A 17,233-nucleotide genomic window follows, 5' to 3' on the forward strand; every position below is an offset into this window, starting at 1 on the left:
AAGAAATGCTTTATTATGCCATCCATACACCAAAGTGACATAAAAACAAATAAGAACCTGACAATTCTATCGATAGAATCTTCGTGTGATGATACTGCATGTGCCTTGGTTCGATACGATGGAACGGTGCTTGCAGAACAAATTTACTCTCAAAAAGAACATATTCAATTTGGTGGTGTCGTCCCCGAAATTGCTGCCAGAGCTCACCTTTCTCACTTATCCGCGTTAGTGCAAAAAACATTAGCACAAGCACAAATTGACTGGAAAGAGATTGATGCTATTGCTGCAACTTGTGGCCCAGGACTAATTGGTGGCGTTATCGTCGGTAGCAGCTTTGCCAAAGGACTGGCTTTAGCTCAGAACTTGCCTTTTATTGGCATCAATCATATTGAAGCCCATGCGTTAACCGTTCGAATCCCCAATATCTCACCTTTACAAGTAAATTTCCCATATCTCTTATTCCTTACTTCTGGTGGACATTGCCAATGTATTAACGTTACCAATATTGGCGAATATCAACGCCTTGGTGGAACCATTGATGATGCCACTGGGGAGGCATTTGATAAAGTTGCTAAAATGTTAGGGCTTTCTTGGCCTGGTGGCCCTGCCCTAGAAGCTTTGGCAAAAGAAGGCGATGAAAACACGTTTACCCTTCCTCGACCTCTTTACGGTAGACCTGGATGTGATTTTTCTTTTTCAGGATTAAAAACAGCAGTTGCAAACTTACTGACCGACTATGAAACAACAGATGTCTTACCCAGACAATTTGCTGCTGACGTTGCTGCTAGCTTTCAAAAAGCAATTACCACCGCAATCATCAATCGCTTAGAAAATGCAATTAAACTAGCTCCGAACAGCACATTACTCGCCACCGCTGGTGGGGTTGCAGCCAATCAATATCTCAGAAAACATCTACTGGCCTTAGCGGAAAAATATAACCTTCCCTTTATTGCACCACCAATGAAATATTGTACAGATAACGCAGTTATGATCGGTTGGGCAGCAATTGAAATATTGCATCAGGCCAGTAAACACCATAAACTCATGAATGATATTTCAATGTTGCCTCGTCCGCGTTGGCCTTTATCGGAAATGTCTCAACGGTTTGACGTATAAAGGATAAACAATGTCCATGAATGTTGCTGTTATTGGTGCTGGTGCATGGGGAATAGCCCTTTCCCTACAAATGGCCAGAACTGGTGCCAATGTCTATTTATGGAGCCGTAAAGAGTTACCTAATCCAACCAATCGCACGTTATCTCGTCTTGATTGCGTTCCTCTTCCAGAAACGATTACGGTTAGCAATCAGTTTCCCACACAAGCCGATATTACTTTTCTGACTGTTCCATTGCAACATATGCGCTCTATTCTACCACATGTTTCTGGAAACTCTCCTTTGATTGCTTGTTGTAAAGGCGTCGAAACAACAAGCCTTAAATTTCCCTTAGAAATCTTAGAAGAATTTTATCCGCAACGAGAACATGGTGCTTTATCAGGCCCTAATTTTGCACACGAAGTAGCCAAAGGATACCCAACCGCCAGCGTCATTGCCTCAAAACATCCAGAACTTGCTCAAGAATGGGCAAACAAACTTTCAACCTCTACTTTCCGCCTCTATGCCAATCATGATCCGATTGGTGTTGAAATTGGAGGTGCTGCTAAAAATGTATTTGCCATTGCTGCTGGACTTGCCATGGGTGCTGGACTTGGGGAGAATGCTAGAGCCTCTATTATTACACGTGGCATTGCAGAACTCTCTCGCCTCAGTATTGGATTAGGCGGAGAACCGATGACCTTATCAGGATTGGCGGGTGTTGGAGATATGATCCTAACCTGCACAGGACAAGGATCACGAAACTACTCCTTAGGTGTTGAACTGGGGCAAGGCAAGAAACTCCAAGAGATTCTTGCGCAACGCACCACCGTCGCCGAAGGGGTTACAACTGCCCCAGCACTTTTAAAAAGAGCTAAGCAACATCACGTCAATACGCCTATTATTGAAGCAGTTACCCATATCTTAAATGAAGAAATCACCGTTCAGACTGCTCAAAATATTTTAATGTCTAGACCTTTGGGCAATGAGTGATACTCTACACGCTATTAAAACCAGTATATTTGACTTACTAAGGAATACAAATGCCCGACAAAACTATTTATGATTTTGACCTTCCGATGCCATCAGGGGAAGCAATCAGTTTAAATAACTATCGTGGTAAACCTTTATTAATTGTTAATACGGCTTCGCATTGTAAATTTACCCCACAATATGAAGAAATACAGGATTTATGGGAGTTATATCGCCATTGGGGATTAACGATTATTGCTATTCCTTCTGGAGATTTTGGAGAACAAGAGTTTAAAAGCAATGAAGAAATCAATCATTTTTGTAGTAAGCGTTACAATATTAGCTTTATTTTGGCCCAAAAAAGCCATGTAAAAGGTAAAAATGCTATTCCTTTATTCCAATGGTTATCCGAGCAAGGCGGTTTTTTTGGGCGTCCTCGTTGGAATTTTTATAAATATGTTTTGAACCGCCAAGGAAAATTATATAAAACCTTTTCAAGTATAACACGTCCTTCTTCCACACGATTTGTCGATGCGATAGAAAGAATTTGTTATGATTTTTAAAAATAAATTCATATAAACTAAATCCTTTATACGTGCTTTCTTTAGGGTAACGATGTTCAAAAATATTTTAACCGTAGGCAGCTGGACAATGCTCAGCCGCCTGCTTGGGTTGGTCAGAGATCAATTGCTGGCTGCTTTTTTAGGTGCAGGTTCCTTACAAGACGCATATCAAGTCGCTTTCCGCCTACCGAATATGTTCAGACGTTTATTTGGTGAAGGCGCATTTAATGCAGCCTTTGTTCCTTTATTTACTACGACACTCACAAAAAAAAGCTCACAAGAAGCACAACGTTTTGCGAATGAAGCATTCAGCGTTTTAATTACGATATTAGTTATTATTACCCTATTAGCTGAAATCTTTATGCCACAAATTGTCATGGTGATTGCACCTGGTTTTACCGTTGACAAAGCACGTTACCAAGAAGCCATTATTCTAAGCCGTATTACCTTTCCATATATGGTTATGATCTGTGCAGCAGCTTTGGTTGCAGGAGTATTAAATAGTTTACATCGTTTCGGCATTGCAGCTGCAGCTTATGTTAGCTTTAATGTCGTTGGTATTGCTGCTCTTTTATGGCTAACCCCTTTTATGCCCAATGCTGCTTGGGCTGCGGCTTGGGGGGTTACGATCTCTGGCGTTATACAATTAGGTATTTTACTATTTGCGGCTTGGCGAGCAGGTATCCGCATTAAATTTTGCATCCCAAAATTAACCGAGAACATTCGTTTATTATTTAAAAAAATGGCTCCAGGGATTGTAGGCAGTGGAATCACTCAAATTAACCTAACCGTTGATACGATTATTGCAACACTACTACCAACAGGCAGCGTATCCGTCATGTATTTTGCGGATCGTATTAATCAACTCCCTCTGGGTGTATTAGGGGCTGCTGCTGGAACGACACTTTTACCAATTTTAACCAAAGCACTTCATAAAGATGATCCTAATGCTGCTTTTGAAGCACAAAATAAGGCCATTGATTATTCTTTACTATTAACATTACCTGCCGCTTTTGGCTTATTCAGTATTGCAATCCCTATCATTTCAACATTATTTGGACATGGGGAATTTACCATTAAAGATGTCTATGCTTCTGCTCAATCTTTGCAGATGTATACCATTGGACTACCCGCCTTCGTATTAATCAAAGTTCTATCTCCAGGTTTTTTTGCCAGAGGTGATACATCAACCCCCGTTAAAATCGGGATGTTTACGATTTTACTTAATTTTGTTCTTAACTTGCTCTTTATGAAACCTCTTGCTCATATGGGGCCACCATTAGCCAGCAGTTTAGCCGCAATAACTAATGTTATTTTACTTGCCGTCATTCTACGAAAAAGAAATGCATTAGCCTTACCTGCACCTTTAATTAAACGAATCGTATTGATGACTGGTGCATCTATGATCATGTGCTTAACCCTTATCGGAGTCATGCACTTATTTTTCTTAGAAATCTCAGAAAAAAACATTTTCTATCGTTTATATTGTTTGATTCTATTGACCTCTTTGGGTGGATTATTATACGGTATATTATTACATGTTTTCCGAGTCATCGACTTAGGTCAGTTTTTTATTAGACTCAAAAAGAAAATATTAAAAAAATAATATTATAAAATGTAATTAATCATATTCAATTACTCTGTATTTTAAATGGTTGAAGATTATTACTGAGCTAAATGAGTTACCATGACAATTCCTTCTTCGACAGGTGCCACTCCTGTAATGGCACAATGGTTTTCATTAAAAGATCAATTTCCTGATGCGCTTCTTTTTTTTCGCATGGGTGATTTTTTTGAGTTATTTTTTAACGATGCCGAAGCTGCTGCAAATGCTTTGGACATCGCATTAACGGCTAGAGGAAACCATGGGGGGCAACCTATCCCAATGTGTGGGGTGCCTGTTGGTACTGCATCAAATTATTTAGCACGTTTAATTAAAAAAGGCTTTAAAGTTGCTGTTGCAGAACAAACCGAAAGTCCTGCAAATCGACCAAAAGGGCAAAAAGGCCCGTTATCTAGAGATGTTGTTCGTCTAATTACACCTGGCACCTTAACTGAAGATGAGCTATTACAAGCTGGGCAAGAAAACTACGTTTTATCCATTGTTTTTTCGGCAAAACATAAAACTACAAAATTAGGCGTTGCATGGATTGATATCTCAACGGGTTTTTTTGAAACGAGTTCAATTAACAGCTCTAAATTAAATGATTTATTAGGTCGCATTAATCCTTCAGAAATTATATGTTCCAAAGATATTCAACTGAATGATTACGAGAACCGTCGCACTATTCTTCGTGATACACATACCCTTAAAACTGCTGAAAAAGAACTGTCCAGCTTATTTAATGTCAATACATTTGATGCCTTAGGTAATTTCAACGACGAAGAAATTATCGCCGGTTATGAGCTTGTGCACTATATTCAAAAAACACAGGCTGGCAAACTTCCTCAACTCTCTCGGCCTCAATCTCAACAATATGAAACAATTCTAGCGATTGATCCTGCCACCAGAAACAGTTTAGATATTTTACAAAATAGCGATGGTGATCAAAAATTTACGTTATTTTCCAGCGTATCATATACCGTGACCGCCCCTGGTGCGCGAATGTTAGCCAATTGGCTTGCCGCTCCTTTAACGCAAATTAAATATATCCAAACGCGACAAGAAGGATGGATATATTTACAACAAGATGCCCTACTCTTAACGACACTCCGTAAAACGTTAAAAGGTGCACCAGATATTGCTCGTGCGCTTAGCAGGCTTTCATTAGGCAGAGGGCAACCCAGAGATTTAGCTTCTATTCGGAATGGACTGGAAATCGGACGCAATATTGCAGAAGTCCTTAAACAATTTGAAAAAGAAACAGGGCGCTCTTGCTCCTTAATTCAAAATACGTCTGAATATCTTTTATATGGCGAAGAATTATTACTCAGTCTTCGTGCTGCATTAGAAGAAAACCCGCCTTTAAAACTTGAAGAAGGGTTTATTATCAAAGCTGGTTATAATGATGAACTGGATGCTTATCGTCGCCTGAGAGATAATAGCCGTCAAGTCATTGCAAGTTTACAAGAAGATTATAAAAATAAATATAATATCAGCACCCTAAAAATTAAACACCATACGCAACTTGGACATATTATCGAAGTTAGCAATACAGCTGGTAATAAAATTCAAAATCATCCAGATTTAATCTTAAGGCAAGGAACTGCTAATCTTTCTCGTTTTACCACTATAGAACTCAATGAACTGAGTGGAAAAATATTAGAGGCCAATACCTTAGCTGCTGAAAAAGAAAAACAGCTCTTTACAGAGCTTATTCATAAAACATTACAAGAAAGCACTCTCCCTTTATTAGCAAAATCAATTGCCATTATCGATGTCTTGCAATCTTGTGCGACTTTGTATTCAAAACATCATTGGTGTATTCCAACTTTGACCGATGATACTAGCTTTGAACTGATCAACTGTAGACACCCTGTTGTTGAGGCGGCCTTACAACATAAAACAACATTTACCCCTAACTCATGTAATTTATCAAAAAATAATAAAATCATGCTGTTAACAGGGCCAAATATGGCAGGAAAATCAACGTTCCTGCGCCAAGTTGCCTTAAGTGTTATTTTGGCACAAGCTGGGCTTCCTGTTCCTGCTTCAGAAGCAAAAATTGGTATTGTTGACCATCTATTTTCCCGAGTGGGAGCTTCTGATGATTTAGCACATGGACGTTCAACTTTTATGGTTGAAATGACTGAATCTGCCTCAATTTTAAATCAAGCAGGCCCTAGATCCTTAGTCGTTATTGATGAAATCGGACGAGGTACTTCCACACTTGACGGAATGGCCATTGCATGGTCAATGCTAGAAACATTACATAATACTATTCAATGCCGAACTATTTTTGCCACCCATTTCCATGAACTTGTACAATCAACACAACATTTGAAATCCTGCAAACCTTTTACAATGAAGGTTCAAGAATGGAAAGGCAGCATTATATTTCAATATGAAGTTATTCCAGGGGCCGCAGAGCATAGTTGGGGTATTCATGTTGCACAACTCGCAGGCGTTCCTTTGCCGACATTAAAAAGAGCCCAGCAACTTTTACAAAATCTAGAAACACAATATAATGATCCACAAATTACGCTCCCTTTATCATCTCCTTTCATTGAACAAACACCCACAAATCAATCACTACCTTATCAATATGAAGAAATTACAGAGATTTTAAAAATGATTGACCCTGATGAATTAACACCTAAAAAATCGTTAAATATTCTTTATAAACTTAAAAAGCTTATTGATAAATAAACATATCTTCTTAAATATAGACTACGGATATTTTATTAATTTTTATTAAATTCTACTAACTGGTTAAAAAATTGAAGCATCCTATTACTGATTTCTCTCCTGATCCTATAAAAGCCACGGAAATGTTACGAGAACATATCCGCTCTGCCTTTCGTGAAAATCCCAACGTATCAAGAAATGAATTGCTTCAAATTTTTCGTCGACATTTAGGACGTATTCAAACCCAAGTTCGTACTGAATTTGAAGTAAACAGACTCTCTGGATTACAAGCCAGCAAACAACTAACCTCGTTTGTCGATGGTTTAATGAGCATTCTTTTTGAACTGATTTATAACAAACTATTAAGCTCTGATAATCCAAAGAACTTTATTACGTTAATTGCAACAGGCGGATACGGCCGTAAATGCTTGGCCCCTTTCAGTGATTTAGACCTATTATTTTTAACCCCTGAAAACCCATCTAAAGAATTATTAGATACTATTGAACAGCATCTATATTTCCTATGGGATTTAGGAATAAAAATTGGTCATGCCATACGCTCTGTTCCACAATGTTTAATTACAGCCAAGGAAGATATCACCGTTTTAACCGCCTTGCTTGATGTCAGGTTACTAAGTGGACATCAAGATTTATTTAATAATTTTATCGATAAATTCAAAGAATTATGCGAGGACATTGGTGCCCCACGTTATATCTTAGAAAAAAGCAAAGAGCGTGAAGCTCGCCATAAAAAATTTGGGGATACCCCTTATCTAGTAGAGCCGAATATCAAAGAAGGTAAAGGCGGCCTTCGTGATTTACAAACCATCTATTGGGAGTATCGCTTTACGTTAGGATTTGACCAATTCTCTGATTTTATAACACCTAAAATTCGTGAGTTAGAATTACTAACAGAGCAAGAAATTCTACGCCTACAAAGAGCACATAACTTTTTGTGGACGGTTAGATTTCAGCTACACTATATTTCAGGGAGAGCAGAAGATCGTTTAACGTTTGATATGCAACCTGTTGTCGGCGGTCGTATAGGGTATACAAAGCACGGCCAACAAGTCGGCGTTGAACGCTTTATGCGTCATTATTTCTTAACCGCAAGAGAAGTAATGCGTTTAACTCATGTAATTGAATCCGCACTAACGCTTTATACTCAAAAAGTAAAAATCAATAAGTACGAAGCTAGTAAATTTATTCCAAATACAGGTTACACCTTACTAGATGGAAAAATTTTACCAACAGCAGATATTTCCTTTGCAAAAGACCCTATCGAAATGATGCGCCTTTTGAAACTCGCTCAAACACAAAAGCGAGCTATTCATCCACTAGCTGTGCATCAACTCATTCGATGGGAACGTAAGGCTGCCATTTTACGAGGGGACGGTGAAGCTTCTCGTATTTTCCTTGATCTTTTATGTGATACCCCCACACATTTATCTCCTAAAGCACGATATCGGTTACTTCATAATAAAGATCAAAAAGAAGATAGGGCTCCTCTAATTCTTCCTCCACCAGAGGAAAAATATAATGTAAACTGGTTGCATATTTTAAATGAAACTGGAATTTTAGGACAGTTTATGCCTGAATGGCGAAGAATGGTAGGACAAATGCAATTTGATACCTATCATATCTTTACCGTTGATCAGCATAGTATAGAGGCTGTTAAATTACTGGCATTACTAGAGGCCGGTTATTATCAAGACGACCTACAATTTGCACATAAATTATTACAAGGCATTCAATCTAAAAAAGCCTTATATATGGCAACTTTATTGCATGATATGGGCAAAGGTAGAGGTGGCGACCACTCAGAGGTTGGCTCTGAAATGGCGATTACCATTTGCTCTCGCCTTAATATGTCTGCTGAAGAAACAGATACAATCTCTTGGTTAATTTTACATCACTTACTTCTAAGCCACACTGCTTTCCAACGCGATATTGATGATCCGAAAACAATCCTTGACCTTGTAGATACTATTCAATCTCCAGAACGCTTAAGATTATTATTCTTGCTCACCGTTTCAGATATGCGTGCCGTCAATAAAAAAGTTTGGAACGCTTGGAAAGCAACTTTATTAACCGAGCTTTATAATCGTGTTTCTGAAGTTTTAGAAGGTAGCTTAGCCACTCAAGAAAGAGATACACGTGTATATCGCGTTAAAAAACATCTGACACAACAATTCTCTACGCAAAATATTACAAACCAAGATGTCGAATTCTTTATGGGTCTAGGATATGCAAGCTATTGGTTATCTTTTGACGAAAATACACATATGCGTCATGCACGCTTGATTACTGATGCTCATAAAACCGAAGCACCTTTAACTATTCGCACCTATCCTTTACCTGATCGTGGTGTTACAGAAGTAACAGTTTATGCTGGTGATCATCCTGGATTATTCTCAAAAATCTCTGGAGCATTAGCCGTTGCTGGTGCATCTATTGTTGATGCACGCATTCATACACTCACCAATGGGATGGTCTTGGATACATTTTGGATACAAGATGCAGCACAAGATGTATTCGATGATCCTCATCGTTTAGAACGCATTATTGAGCTTATTAACACTGCCTTAGCAGGGACAGTAGATATTGAAAAACGCCTGCAAGAATGTAACCGTCATATGTTATATGGTCGTCGCATGCGTGCTATTCATGTTCCTCCACGGGTTGTGATCGATAATCAAGCCTCTAATGGGTTTACCGTCATTGAGGTTAATGGACGCGATCGTATCGGATTGCTTTACGATGTGACCAAAACAATCAAAGAGCAAAAATTACAAATTAGCTCTGCACATATTACGACTTATGGTATTCGTGCGGTTGATGTCTTCTATGTCAAAGACGTCTTTGGGCTAAAAGTGCAAGATCGAAAAAGGCTATCCATTGTTCGTGAGGCTATCCTCAAAGTATTAGAAGAGGTCGAAGAAAATATTACGGGAATTCAACCCAATAGCACGGCTTCTATCGTTCAAATGGAAGTGACGCCTCCAAAAGAAGAGGAATAGTCCCCTCTTCATTATAAAAGATTAACTAACTCAGCCTTTACTTCCTCTATCAATGCATTCCATGCTTGATCTGGTGGTAAAGGCTGTTCTTGTTTAAAGATCTTTAATGTTGGGTACCATAGACTATTTTTTGTTTCATTTTGATGCGCAGGATACCAACGCCAGTCTCCACCAAAATGATTAAGTAACCACACAGATTTCCCTAACATTCCCGCTAAATGGGCAATCATTGTATCAACGGTGATCACTAAATCTAATTGTTGAATAAATGAAGCTGTTTTGAAGATATCCCCATTGGGTAAAGCGCCAAAAAATCCTTTTGGAAGCTCTGACTTTTTAAGATCCATTTGTAGAGCGTAAAAATCTATATTTGGAATAGTTGAAAGTTTCTTAATCGCTGATTTCGTAATAGATCGCAATGTATCAAAACGGTTATCTCTATTTCCTGACCAACAAACGCCAACTTTCAAATGGCTAGAAGGTATTAGAGTATATTCTTCTTTAAGTGCTTCAATATTAAATTGATAAGAAGGGATTCCTTGCTTTTGAAGGAGATGAGGTAAGCTCATCAACATGACTTGATGCGTTACCTCTTCTGGAATTGGACTTCCTTTTTCAATCACTTCACAGCGATGATCTGAATGACAGGAATTTACAATAACATCAAATAATCGAATTAACCCTTTAGGAACCTCGATAATTACAGAATGTTTTTGCAAAAACTCTGGTAAAAAACGAACAAACTGTAAAGTATCCCCTAACCCTTGCTCTACACGAATCAACAATCTTTCAACAGGATCTATTCCATTCCATATTGGAATTTGATCCATATCGACAAAATGATTCAGCAAAGAATGGCGAGCCTCCATATGCTCCCATCCTTCGACCAATGAACCTTTTGCCAACAAAACCATTGATAGATTATATTGTATCTTATGATAATCTTCTTCTGTCACAGTTACTGACGCAACAGGCTCTAATAAACGACGATATATTCCCTCAGCCTCATCCAATTCTCTGAGTTCAAACAAGACCGTTCCAAGATTTAATCCAATACGTGAATCTGTTGGAGCTTTTTGATAAGCATCTTGCAGTAATGCTTTGGCTGCTAATAACTCTCCAAGCGCCATTTGCACCAGACCTAAATTCACCTGAGTTTCAATGACATCGGGTTCGTGTTCAAAAGCGTAAGTTAAATTTTCTTTCGCCTCTTTTAAACGATTGAGTTTAAAAAGAACGGCTCCTAAATTTGCATATGTTGAAATGCTCTGTGGGTTTAGTCGTATCATTTTACGAAATACACGCTCTGCATCTCCCAACATTCCCATCCGCTCTAATAACAACGCAAGTTCGTGCAAGAATTCAATTTTACCTGTATTATATTTAACAGCATCTTTGGCAATATTAAGTGCTTGATCGAAAGCTTCGCCTTGCCAATAAAACCGAATAAGCGCCTGCCAATAAGTAATAGACGCCGGAACCAACTCTATCGCTTTACGAAAAGAAAGCTCGGCTGCACTATTCTCATCTATCGCTTCTTGCACAAGCGCAAGCGCATGATGGGCTCTGGGGTCATATGCATTTAATAAAACGGCACTTTTTAATGCGGCTTCTGCTTCTGCCACATGGCCTTGTTCATACAAAGATAATCCTAATGGAATATAGTAATAAGAAAGTGATTTCTGTTCTATTGCTTGCCCAGCAAAGGCAATGGCTAAAGCATGATTACCTGAGGCTCTGGCAACGCAAGCTCTGCCATATAATGCCTCTGAAAAATTAGGATCTTTGGTTAGAATATCACAAAAAATTTCATCAGCTTCTTGGATCTGTCCTTTGGATAACAAAGATAATCCATTACTAATTTTTTGATCATAATACATAAAAATAACCCAGATCTATTGATGAAATATTCGTAAATAATAAAAACACTATACAAAAGCTTTACATAAACTCAAAATATTGAATTCTTAAAATGATATTCTCTCGAAAATATCAGCTTTTATCTCAGATATTCCCTATCTTCTTTTCAAAAATTCCCTTATAAATGAAATCTATGTTTTATATCAGGAATAGAATATCGGTTATGATCTTATTAAAACCCTTTACCCGTTCTGTCTCTCTTGCCTTGGCACTGACTTTGCTTCCACCTTCTTTGGCACAGGCAAAACAAAAACTGGATCAACCTGCCCTTTTATCTTCTGATGCATTAAAGCAAGTGGCCTCAGTTAATGGGTATTTACCTGATTATATCGTTGTTGATAACAAAGAACGTATGATTGCTGAATTCCCAAGATTTACAGATGAAGAAGGTCTCTCTTTGGCGATTGTAAAGCCAGATCATACATTGGCTCCATATCCCAACAAAGAATGGAATACCATCAATACCCAAGATCCAAGTAAAAGCTTCATTGGCTTGGCTGGCATGACGTTGACTCCAGATGGAATTTTATGGGTTTTAGATAGCGGAATTCCAAAAGTTGGATCTGCACCGATTAAAAATGCTGCAAAAATTATAAAAATCGATACAAAAACAGATCAAGTTCTTCAAACATATCCTATTCCTGCTTCGGCCTTCAAAGACAAAAGCGCTTTAAACGCCATTGCAGTCTATGGCAATGATATCTATATCGCCGATAAAGGCTCTCCTGCTATTATTGTTTTTGATCTAAAAAATAATACTGCAAGACGTGTCTTAGAAAATTCACCTTCTTTATATTCAAGATTAGAAGTCGTTGTCGATCATAAGGTTATTAAACCCAATCTAGACCAAACATCTCATTTCAATGTGAACCAACTGGCCATTTCTCCGGATGGTAAACGCCTCTATTATCAAGCTGTCAGTGGCCCTTTATACCGTATTGATACGATGTATCTCAAAGATGCGACTTACTCACCCGCAGAGTTAAACGAAGCGATGATGATTTGGTTTAAAACGCCTTCATCTGGAGGTATTGTTTGCGGGCCAGATGGTACTTTATATATTGATGATATTGCCACCAATAGTGTCTATCGTTTTACCACAGGTCGTATTTTAAATAAATTAATCACAGATTCACGTTTGAAATGGCCAGCCCATCCATTCGTGACAAAAAAGAATGTTTTATACATTCCAACGATACAGCTTGATCAAACAAAGCTGTTAAACAAGCAAGACCATTCAACCATACAATGGCCTTTACAAATTTACATTTTAACCCCACCTGCTATACAAAATAAATAAATTCTTAATTGATCATTTTTTATTAGGTTTACAATGCGTTACGTTTCTACCAGAGGGCAAGCCCCTGTTTTAAATTTCTCTAATACTCTTCTTGCTGGCCTTGCCCAAGATGGTGGCTTATATATCCCTGAAACTTGGCCTCAAATTTCTGCTGATGAATTACGTAAAATGAGAGGTCTCAGCTATCCTGAACTAGCTGCAAAGATCGTCCATCTTTTTACAGGAAACGAAATTCCTGAAGCTGTTTTATTAGATCTTTGCCAAAAATCTTATGCTGGTTTTAACCATCAAGCCATTGTCCCTTTAATTCAACTTGACCATAATCTGTTTGTTCAAGAGTTATTTCATGGCCCAACGCTCGCATTTAAAGATATGGCGATGCAATTACTAGGTCATTTATTTGATTATGTATTAAGCCAAAAAGGTGAAAAAATCACTATTGTCGGTGCAACATCTGGTGATACTGGCTCTGCTGCTATTGAAGCATTCAAAGGTAGTAATAATTTAACCGTCACGATTTTACATCCTTACGGCAGGACCTCTGAAGTTCAACGCCGTCAAATGACAACGGTTTTGGAACCAAACATCAATAATATTGCTGTTGAAGGTTCTTTTGATGACTGCCAAGACTTGGTAAAAGCCATGTTTGCAGATGCCCCTTTCCGTGATGAAGTGCAACTCTCTGCAGTGAACTCCATTAACTGGGGTCGTATTGCAGCTCAAGTCCCTTATTATGTTTATGCTGCTTTATTACTAGGGGCTCCTGACCGAGAAGTATCCTTTACTGTTCCGACAGGTAACTTTGGAAATATCTTGGCTGCATGGACAGCTCGCAAAATCGGTGTGCCTATTAACCTACTTTGTGTTGGTTCAAACCACAATGACATCTTAACGCGTTTCTTACTCAATAACGATATGAGCATCCAAGGCGTTCGCCCTAGCCTATCCCCTTCTATGGATATTCAAATTTCGTCTAATTTTGAGCGCTTATTATTTGAATTACTAGACCGTGATGCGGATCAGTGCCGTCAAATTATGCAGAATTTCCGTAAGAATAATAAAATGAATATTCCTGCCTCTATTTGGAACAAAGCAACTGAGAACTTTAAAGGTATGGCACTCAGTGACCACGAAACCGAAAAAGTCATTCAACAATATTACAAAGAATCTGCTTATTTGGCAGATCCTCATACCGCTATTGGCATTGCAACAGCGCAAAAATATCGTAACAAAAATATTCCAATGGTCACTGTTGCGACGGCGCATCCTGCTAAATTCCCAGATGCAATCAAACAAGCAACGGGTATTACCCCTGCTTTGCCTTTAGCCTTAGCAGACTTATATGATCGCAAAGAGAACTATCAAGTTTTACCCGCTGATTTAAAGAAAATCGAAGATTCTGTTCGTGCAACTGCACGTAAAAATAACATTTAATATCACTATTTAATATCACTCTAGGATAAATATGAACCAAGCTATAAAGATCACACGCCTCCCCTCTGGAATGATCGTCGTAACGGAAAAAATGGATCGTGTTGAAACGATTTCTCTTGGTGCGTATGTCAGTGTTGGAACACGTTATGAAACAGCCGAAGAAAATGGGATTTCCCATTTTCTGGAGCATATGGCTTTTAAAGGCACGACAACACGCTCTGCATTAGATATTGCCGAAGCTGTTGAAAATGTTGGTGGCCATATTAACGCATATACAGCCCGTGAAATTACTGCTTATTATATTAAATTATTAAAAGATGATTACGAGCTTGGAATTGATATCTTAGGAGATATTTTAACCCACAGCACCTTTGACCCTACAGAGTTAGAAAGAGAGCGTGGCGTTATCCTTCAAGAAATTGGTCAAGCAAATGATACACCAGATGATATTGTTTTTGATTATTTCCAAGAGACAGCTTATCCCGACCAACCAATGGGACGTCCGACTTTAGGCACAGAAGCACTGATCCGCACGATGAAGCGTGATACGTTACAAGCCTATATGACCCGTCATTACAATACAAGTAATACGATTTTTGCTGCTGCTGGTAATTTAGATCATGACAAAATTGTTGACCTTGTCGAACATTATTTCAAAGATTTACCTCAAACGCCAACGCAATCCGCAATTCCTGCAAATTATCAAGGAGGTGAATTCCGTAAAGAAAAAGAACTTGATCAAGCTCATATTCTATTAGGGTTCCCTTCTGTTAATTATAATCACCCTCAATATTACGCAGCTATTTTACTGTCTATTATTTTGGGTGGCGGCATGTCCTCTCGCCTATTCCAAGAAGTGCGTGAAAAACATGGATTAGTATATTCCGTTTATTCCTATAATACAGCCCATCAAGATGATGGTTTGTTTGGGATTTACGCTGGCACAGGTGAAGAGCAAACCAAAGAGCTCATGCCAATTTTAATTCAAGAACTAAAGAAAATTCAGGAATTTATTAAACCCGAAGAATTACAACGTACCAAAGCACAATTAAAATCTTCTTTGTTAATGTCTATGGAAAGCACAGCTAGTCGTTGTGAGCAAATTGCTCGTCATTTACAGATTTATAACCGTATTATTCCTCCGCAAGAAATGGTTGATAGAATTGACGCTGTGACGATTGAAGATATTTATCAAATTGCAGAATATATTTTCCATGGCAAACCGACATTAACAACATTAGGCCCTATTCGCCATGTACCATCCTTAGCTGAAATTATCGAAAGTCTAAAATCATGACGCAACATCAAAATTTCATCAAAGATTTAATCCATCAAGCTAAAAAAGCTGGGGCAACAGCTGCGGATGCGGTCATGTTGGCTTCGACTTCTGTGGGTGTGCAAGTCAGAAATGGACAACCTGAAGAATTAGAACGCTCAGAGACCAAGACTGTCGGACTACGGGTCTTTATTGACAAACGTTCTGCCACCATTTCAACAACAGACTTACAAAAAGAAAATATCGCAAAGCTCGTTGAACAAGCGATTTCTATGGCAAAGATTTTACCAGAAGATCCTTTTTCTGGCCTTCCTGAGCCTTCTACGAAAGCCTGTATCGATCCTAAAGAACTTGATTTATATGATTCTTCTGAACGCTCTACTCAAGAAATGCTAGAGCAAGCCAAAAGAGCCGAAGCAGCAGCTTTAGCCGTTCACGGTGTTACCAACAGTATCGGTGGCAGTTGTGGTTATGGTAAAACCGAAATGATCTTAGCCAACAGTAATGATTTCTTTGGCACTTATGCACGAACCTCTCATTCTTTGTCTGCATGTGTATTGGCTGGAACAGGCACAGACATGCAACGTGATTATGATTATCACTCCACAGTGCATTTAAAAGATTTAGAAGATGCAGAAGCCATTGGACGCAGTGCTGGTGAAAAAGCAGTTGCAAAATTAAATCCTAAAAAGCCAAAAACAGGCATTCTACCGATTGTGTTTGACCCTAGAGTAGCAAACTCTATTATCGGTCACTTAGCAGGTGCTTTAAACGGGTATTCTATTGCTAGAGGCACTTCTTTCCTTAAAAATGATATGGGTAACTTAATTTTCCCTGAACATATCACCATCATTGACCAACCTTATCAAATTAAAGGCCTAGCCTCTCGTCCGTTCGATGTTGAAGGTTTATATCCTGAAGAGCTTAAATTGGTTGATCAAGGAAAAATTGCGAATTGGTTGTTAGATAGTCGCACTGCTAATCAGCTTGGATTGGTCAGTAACGGTCACGCAACACGTGGCCCTTCTTCTCCTCCTTCTCCGACTACAACCAATTTATATGCTATGGCTGGTCATCAAACGCCTGCAGAATTAATGGCCGATATCAAAGAAGGTATCTATATTACAGAGATGATTGGTTCTTCTGTCAATATGCTAACAGGCGATTATAGCCGTGGTGCCAGTGGTTTCATGATCCGTAATGGACAACTTGCAGAACCTGTGATGGAATTTACTTTGGCTTCAACGCTCAAGGAAATGTTTTCACAAGTACATGTCGCTAATGATCTTAAATTCCGCTATAGTACAAACAGCCCTACCTTACGCATTGACCAAATGAGTGTGGCGGGTAATTAATATACGTTTACC

11 protein-coding genes are annotated in these 17,233 nt (G+C 38.6%); 10 read left to right on the forward strand and 1 reads right to left on the reverse strand.

Features of this window, described 5'->3' with window-relative positions:
* The first annotated feature begins 15 nt into the window (after positions 1–15).
* The 6 genes from tsaD to CIN_RS05765 all read left to right on the forward strand — a co-directional run bounded on the left by tsaD (position 16) and on the right by CIN_RS05765 (position 9,936).
* A complete protein-coding gene (gene tsaD / locus CIN_RS05740) occupies positions 16–1,116 on the forward strand; it encodes a tRNA (adenosine(37)-N6)-threonylcarbamoyltransferase complex transferase subunit TsaD (protein ID WP_139016956.1) in 1,101 nt (366 codons plus the stop codon).
* A 10-nt stretch (positions 1,117–1,126) separates the two neighbouring features.
* Complete coding sequence (locus CIN_RS05745) at positions 1,127–2,086, forward strand: NAD(P)H-dependent glycerol-3-phosphate dehydrogenase (protein ID WP_040364018.1); 960 nt, start codon at positions 1,127–1,129, stop codon at positions 2,084–2,086.
* 50 nt (positions 2,087–2,136) lie between these two features.
* A complete protein-coding gene (locus CIN_RS05750) occupies positions 2,137–2,628 on the forward strand; it encodes a glutathione peroxidase (RefSeq protein ID WP_040364019.1) in 492 nt (163 codons plus the stop codon).
* A gap of 52 nt (positions 2,629–2,680) precedes the next feature.
* Complete coding sequence (gene murJ, locus CIN_RS05755) at positions 2,681–4,234, forward strand: murein biosynthesis integral membrane protein MurJ (protein WP_040364020.1); 1,554 nt, start codon at positions 2,681–2,683, stop codon at positions 4,232–4,234.
* 81 nt (positions 4,235–4,315) lie between these two features.
* The gene (mutS, locus tag CIN_RS05760) at positions 4,316–6,937 is read left to right on the forward strand and encodes a DNA mismatch repair protein MutS (protein ID WP_008854120.1); all 2,622 of its coding nucleotides are present in this window, start codon (positions 4,316–4,318) and stop codon (positions 6,935–6,937) included.
* A gap of 71 nt (positions 6,938–7,008) precedes the next feature.
* Positions 7,009–9,936 (forward strand): [protein-PII] uridylyltransferase, encoded by a 2,928-nt coding sequence (locus tag CIN_RS05765; RefSeq protein WP_008854121.1) that lies wholly within the window; start codon positions 7,009–7,011, stop codon positions 9,934–9,936.
* A gap of 11 nt (positions 9,937–9,947) precedes the next feature.
* On the opposite strand, the gene CIN_RS05770 is transcribed toward CIN_RS05765, so the two are convergent.
* A complete protein-coding gene (locus tag CIN_RS05770; protein WP_008854122.1) occupies positions 9,948–11,816 on the reverse strand; it encodes a tetratricopeptide repeat protein in 1,869 nt (622 codons plus the stop codon).
* Between the two features lie 203 nt (positions 11,817–12,019).
* Here CIN_RS05770 and CIN_RS05775 point away from each other — a divergent pair, with 203 nt between their 5' ends.
* Genes CIN_RS05775 through CIN_RS05790 form a run of 4 tightly spaced genes read left to right on the forward strand, consistent with a single transcriptional unit; the run spans position 12,020 to position 17,221 of the window.
* Positions 12,020–13,156, forward strand: coding sequence for an L-dopachrome tautomerase-related protein (locus tag CIN_RS05775; RefSeq protein ID WP_008854123.1), 1,137 nt, complete (start codon positions 12,020–12,022; stop codon positions 13,154–13,156).
* A gap of 33 nt (positions 13,157–13,189) precedes the next feature.
* Positions 13,190–14,590 carry a threonine synthase gene (thrC, locus tag CIN_RS05780; protein WP_008854124.1) on the forward strand — a complete coding sequence of 467 codons (1,401 nt, stop codon included), beginning with the start codon at positions 13,190–13,192 and terminating at the stop codon, positions 14,588–14,590.
* Between the two features lie 31 nt (positions 14,591–14,621).
* Positions 14,622–15,887, forward strand: coding sequence for a M16 family metallopeptidase (locus CIN_RS05785; protein ID WP_040364021.1), 1,266 nt, complete (start codon positions 14,622–14,624; stop codon positions 15,885–15,887).
* Positions 15,884–17,221, forward strand: a complete 1,338-nt coding sequence (locus CIN_RS05790) for a TldD/PmbA family protein (protein WP_008854126.1) — start codon at positions 15,884–15,886, stop codon at positions 17,219–17,221. Before CIN_RS05785 ends, CIN_RS05790 begins: the two co-directional genes overlap by 4 nt.
* Positions 17,222–17,233: the final 12 nt, after the last annotated feature.

The sequence above is a fragment of the Commensalibacter intestini A911 genome, assembly GCF_000231445.1.
GTDB classification, from domain to species: Bacteria; Pseudomonadota; Alphaproteobacteria; order Acetobacterales; family Acetobacteraceae; genus Commensalibacter; species Commensalibacter intestini.

Excerpts from the sequence above, each read along its gene's own strand:
- tsaD (WP_139016956.1), top strand. The coding sequence starts at position 16 with ATGCCATCCATACACCAAAGTGACATAAAAACAAATAAGAACCTGACA.
- CIN_RS05745 (WP_040364018.1), top strand. The coding sequence starts at position 1,127 with ATGTCCATGAATGTTGCTGTTATTGGTGCTGGTGCATGGGGAATAGCC.
- CIN_RS05750 (WP_040364019.1), top strand. The coding sequence starts at position 2,137 with ATGCCCGACAAAACTATTTATGATTTTGACCTTCCGATGCCATCAGGG.
- murJ (WP_040364020.1), top strand. The coding sequence starts at position 2,681 with ATGTTCAAAAATATTTTAACCGTAGGCAGCTGGACAATGCTCAGCCGC.
- mutS (WP_008854120.1), top strand. The coding sequence starts at position 4,316 with ATGACAATTCCTTCTTCGACAGGTGCCACTCCTGTAATGGCACAATGG.
- CIN_RS05770 (WP_008854122.1), bottom strand. The coding sequence starts at position 11,816 with ATGTATTATGATCAAAAAATTAGTAATGGATTATCTTTGTTATCCAAA.
- CIN_RS05775 (WP_008854123.1), top strand. The coding sequence starts at position 12,020 with ATGATCTTATTAAAACCCTTTACCCGTTCTGTCTCTCTTGCCTTGGCA.
- thrC (WP_008854124.1), top strand. The coding sequence starts at position 13,190 with ATGCGTTACGTTTCTACCAGAGGGCAAGCCCCTGTTTTAAATTTCTCT.
- CIN_RS05785 (WP_040364021.1), top strand. The coding sequence starts at position 14,622 with ATGAACCAAGCTATAAAGATCACACGCCTCCCCTCTGGAATGATCGTC.
- CIN_RS05790 (WP_008854126.1), top strand. The coding sequence starts at position 15,884 with ATGACGCAACATCAAAATTTCATCAAAGATTTAATCCATCAAGCTAAA.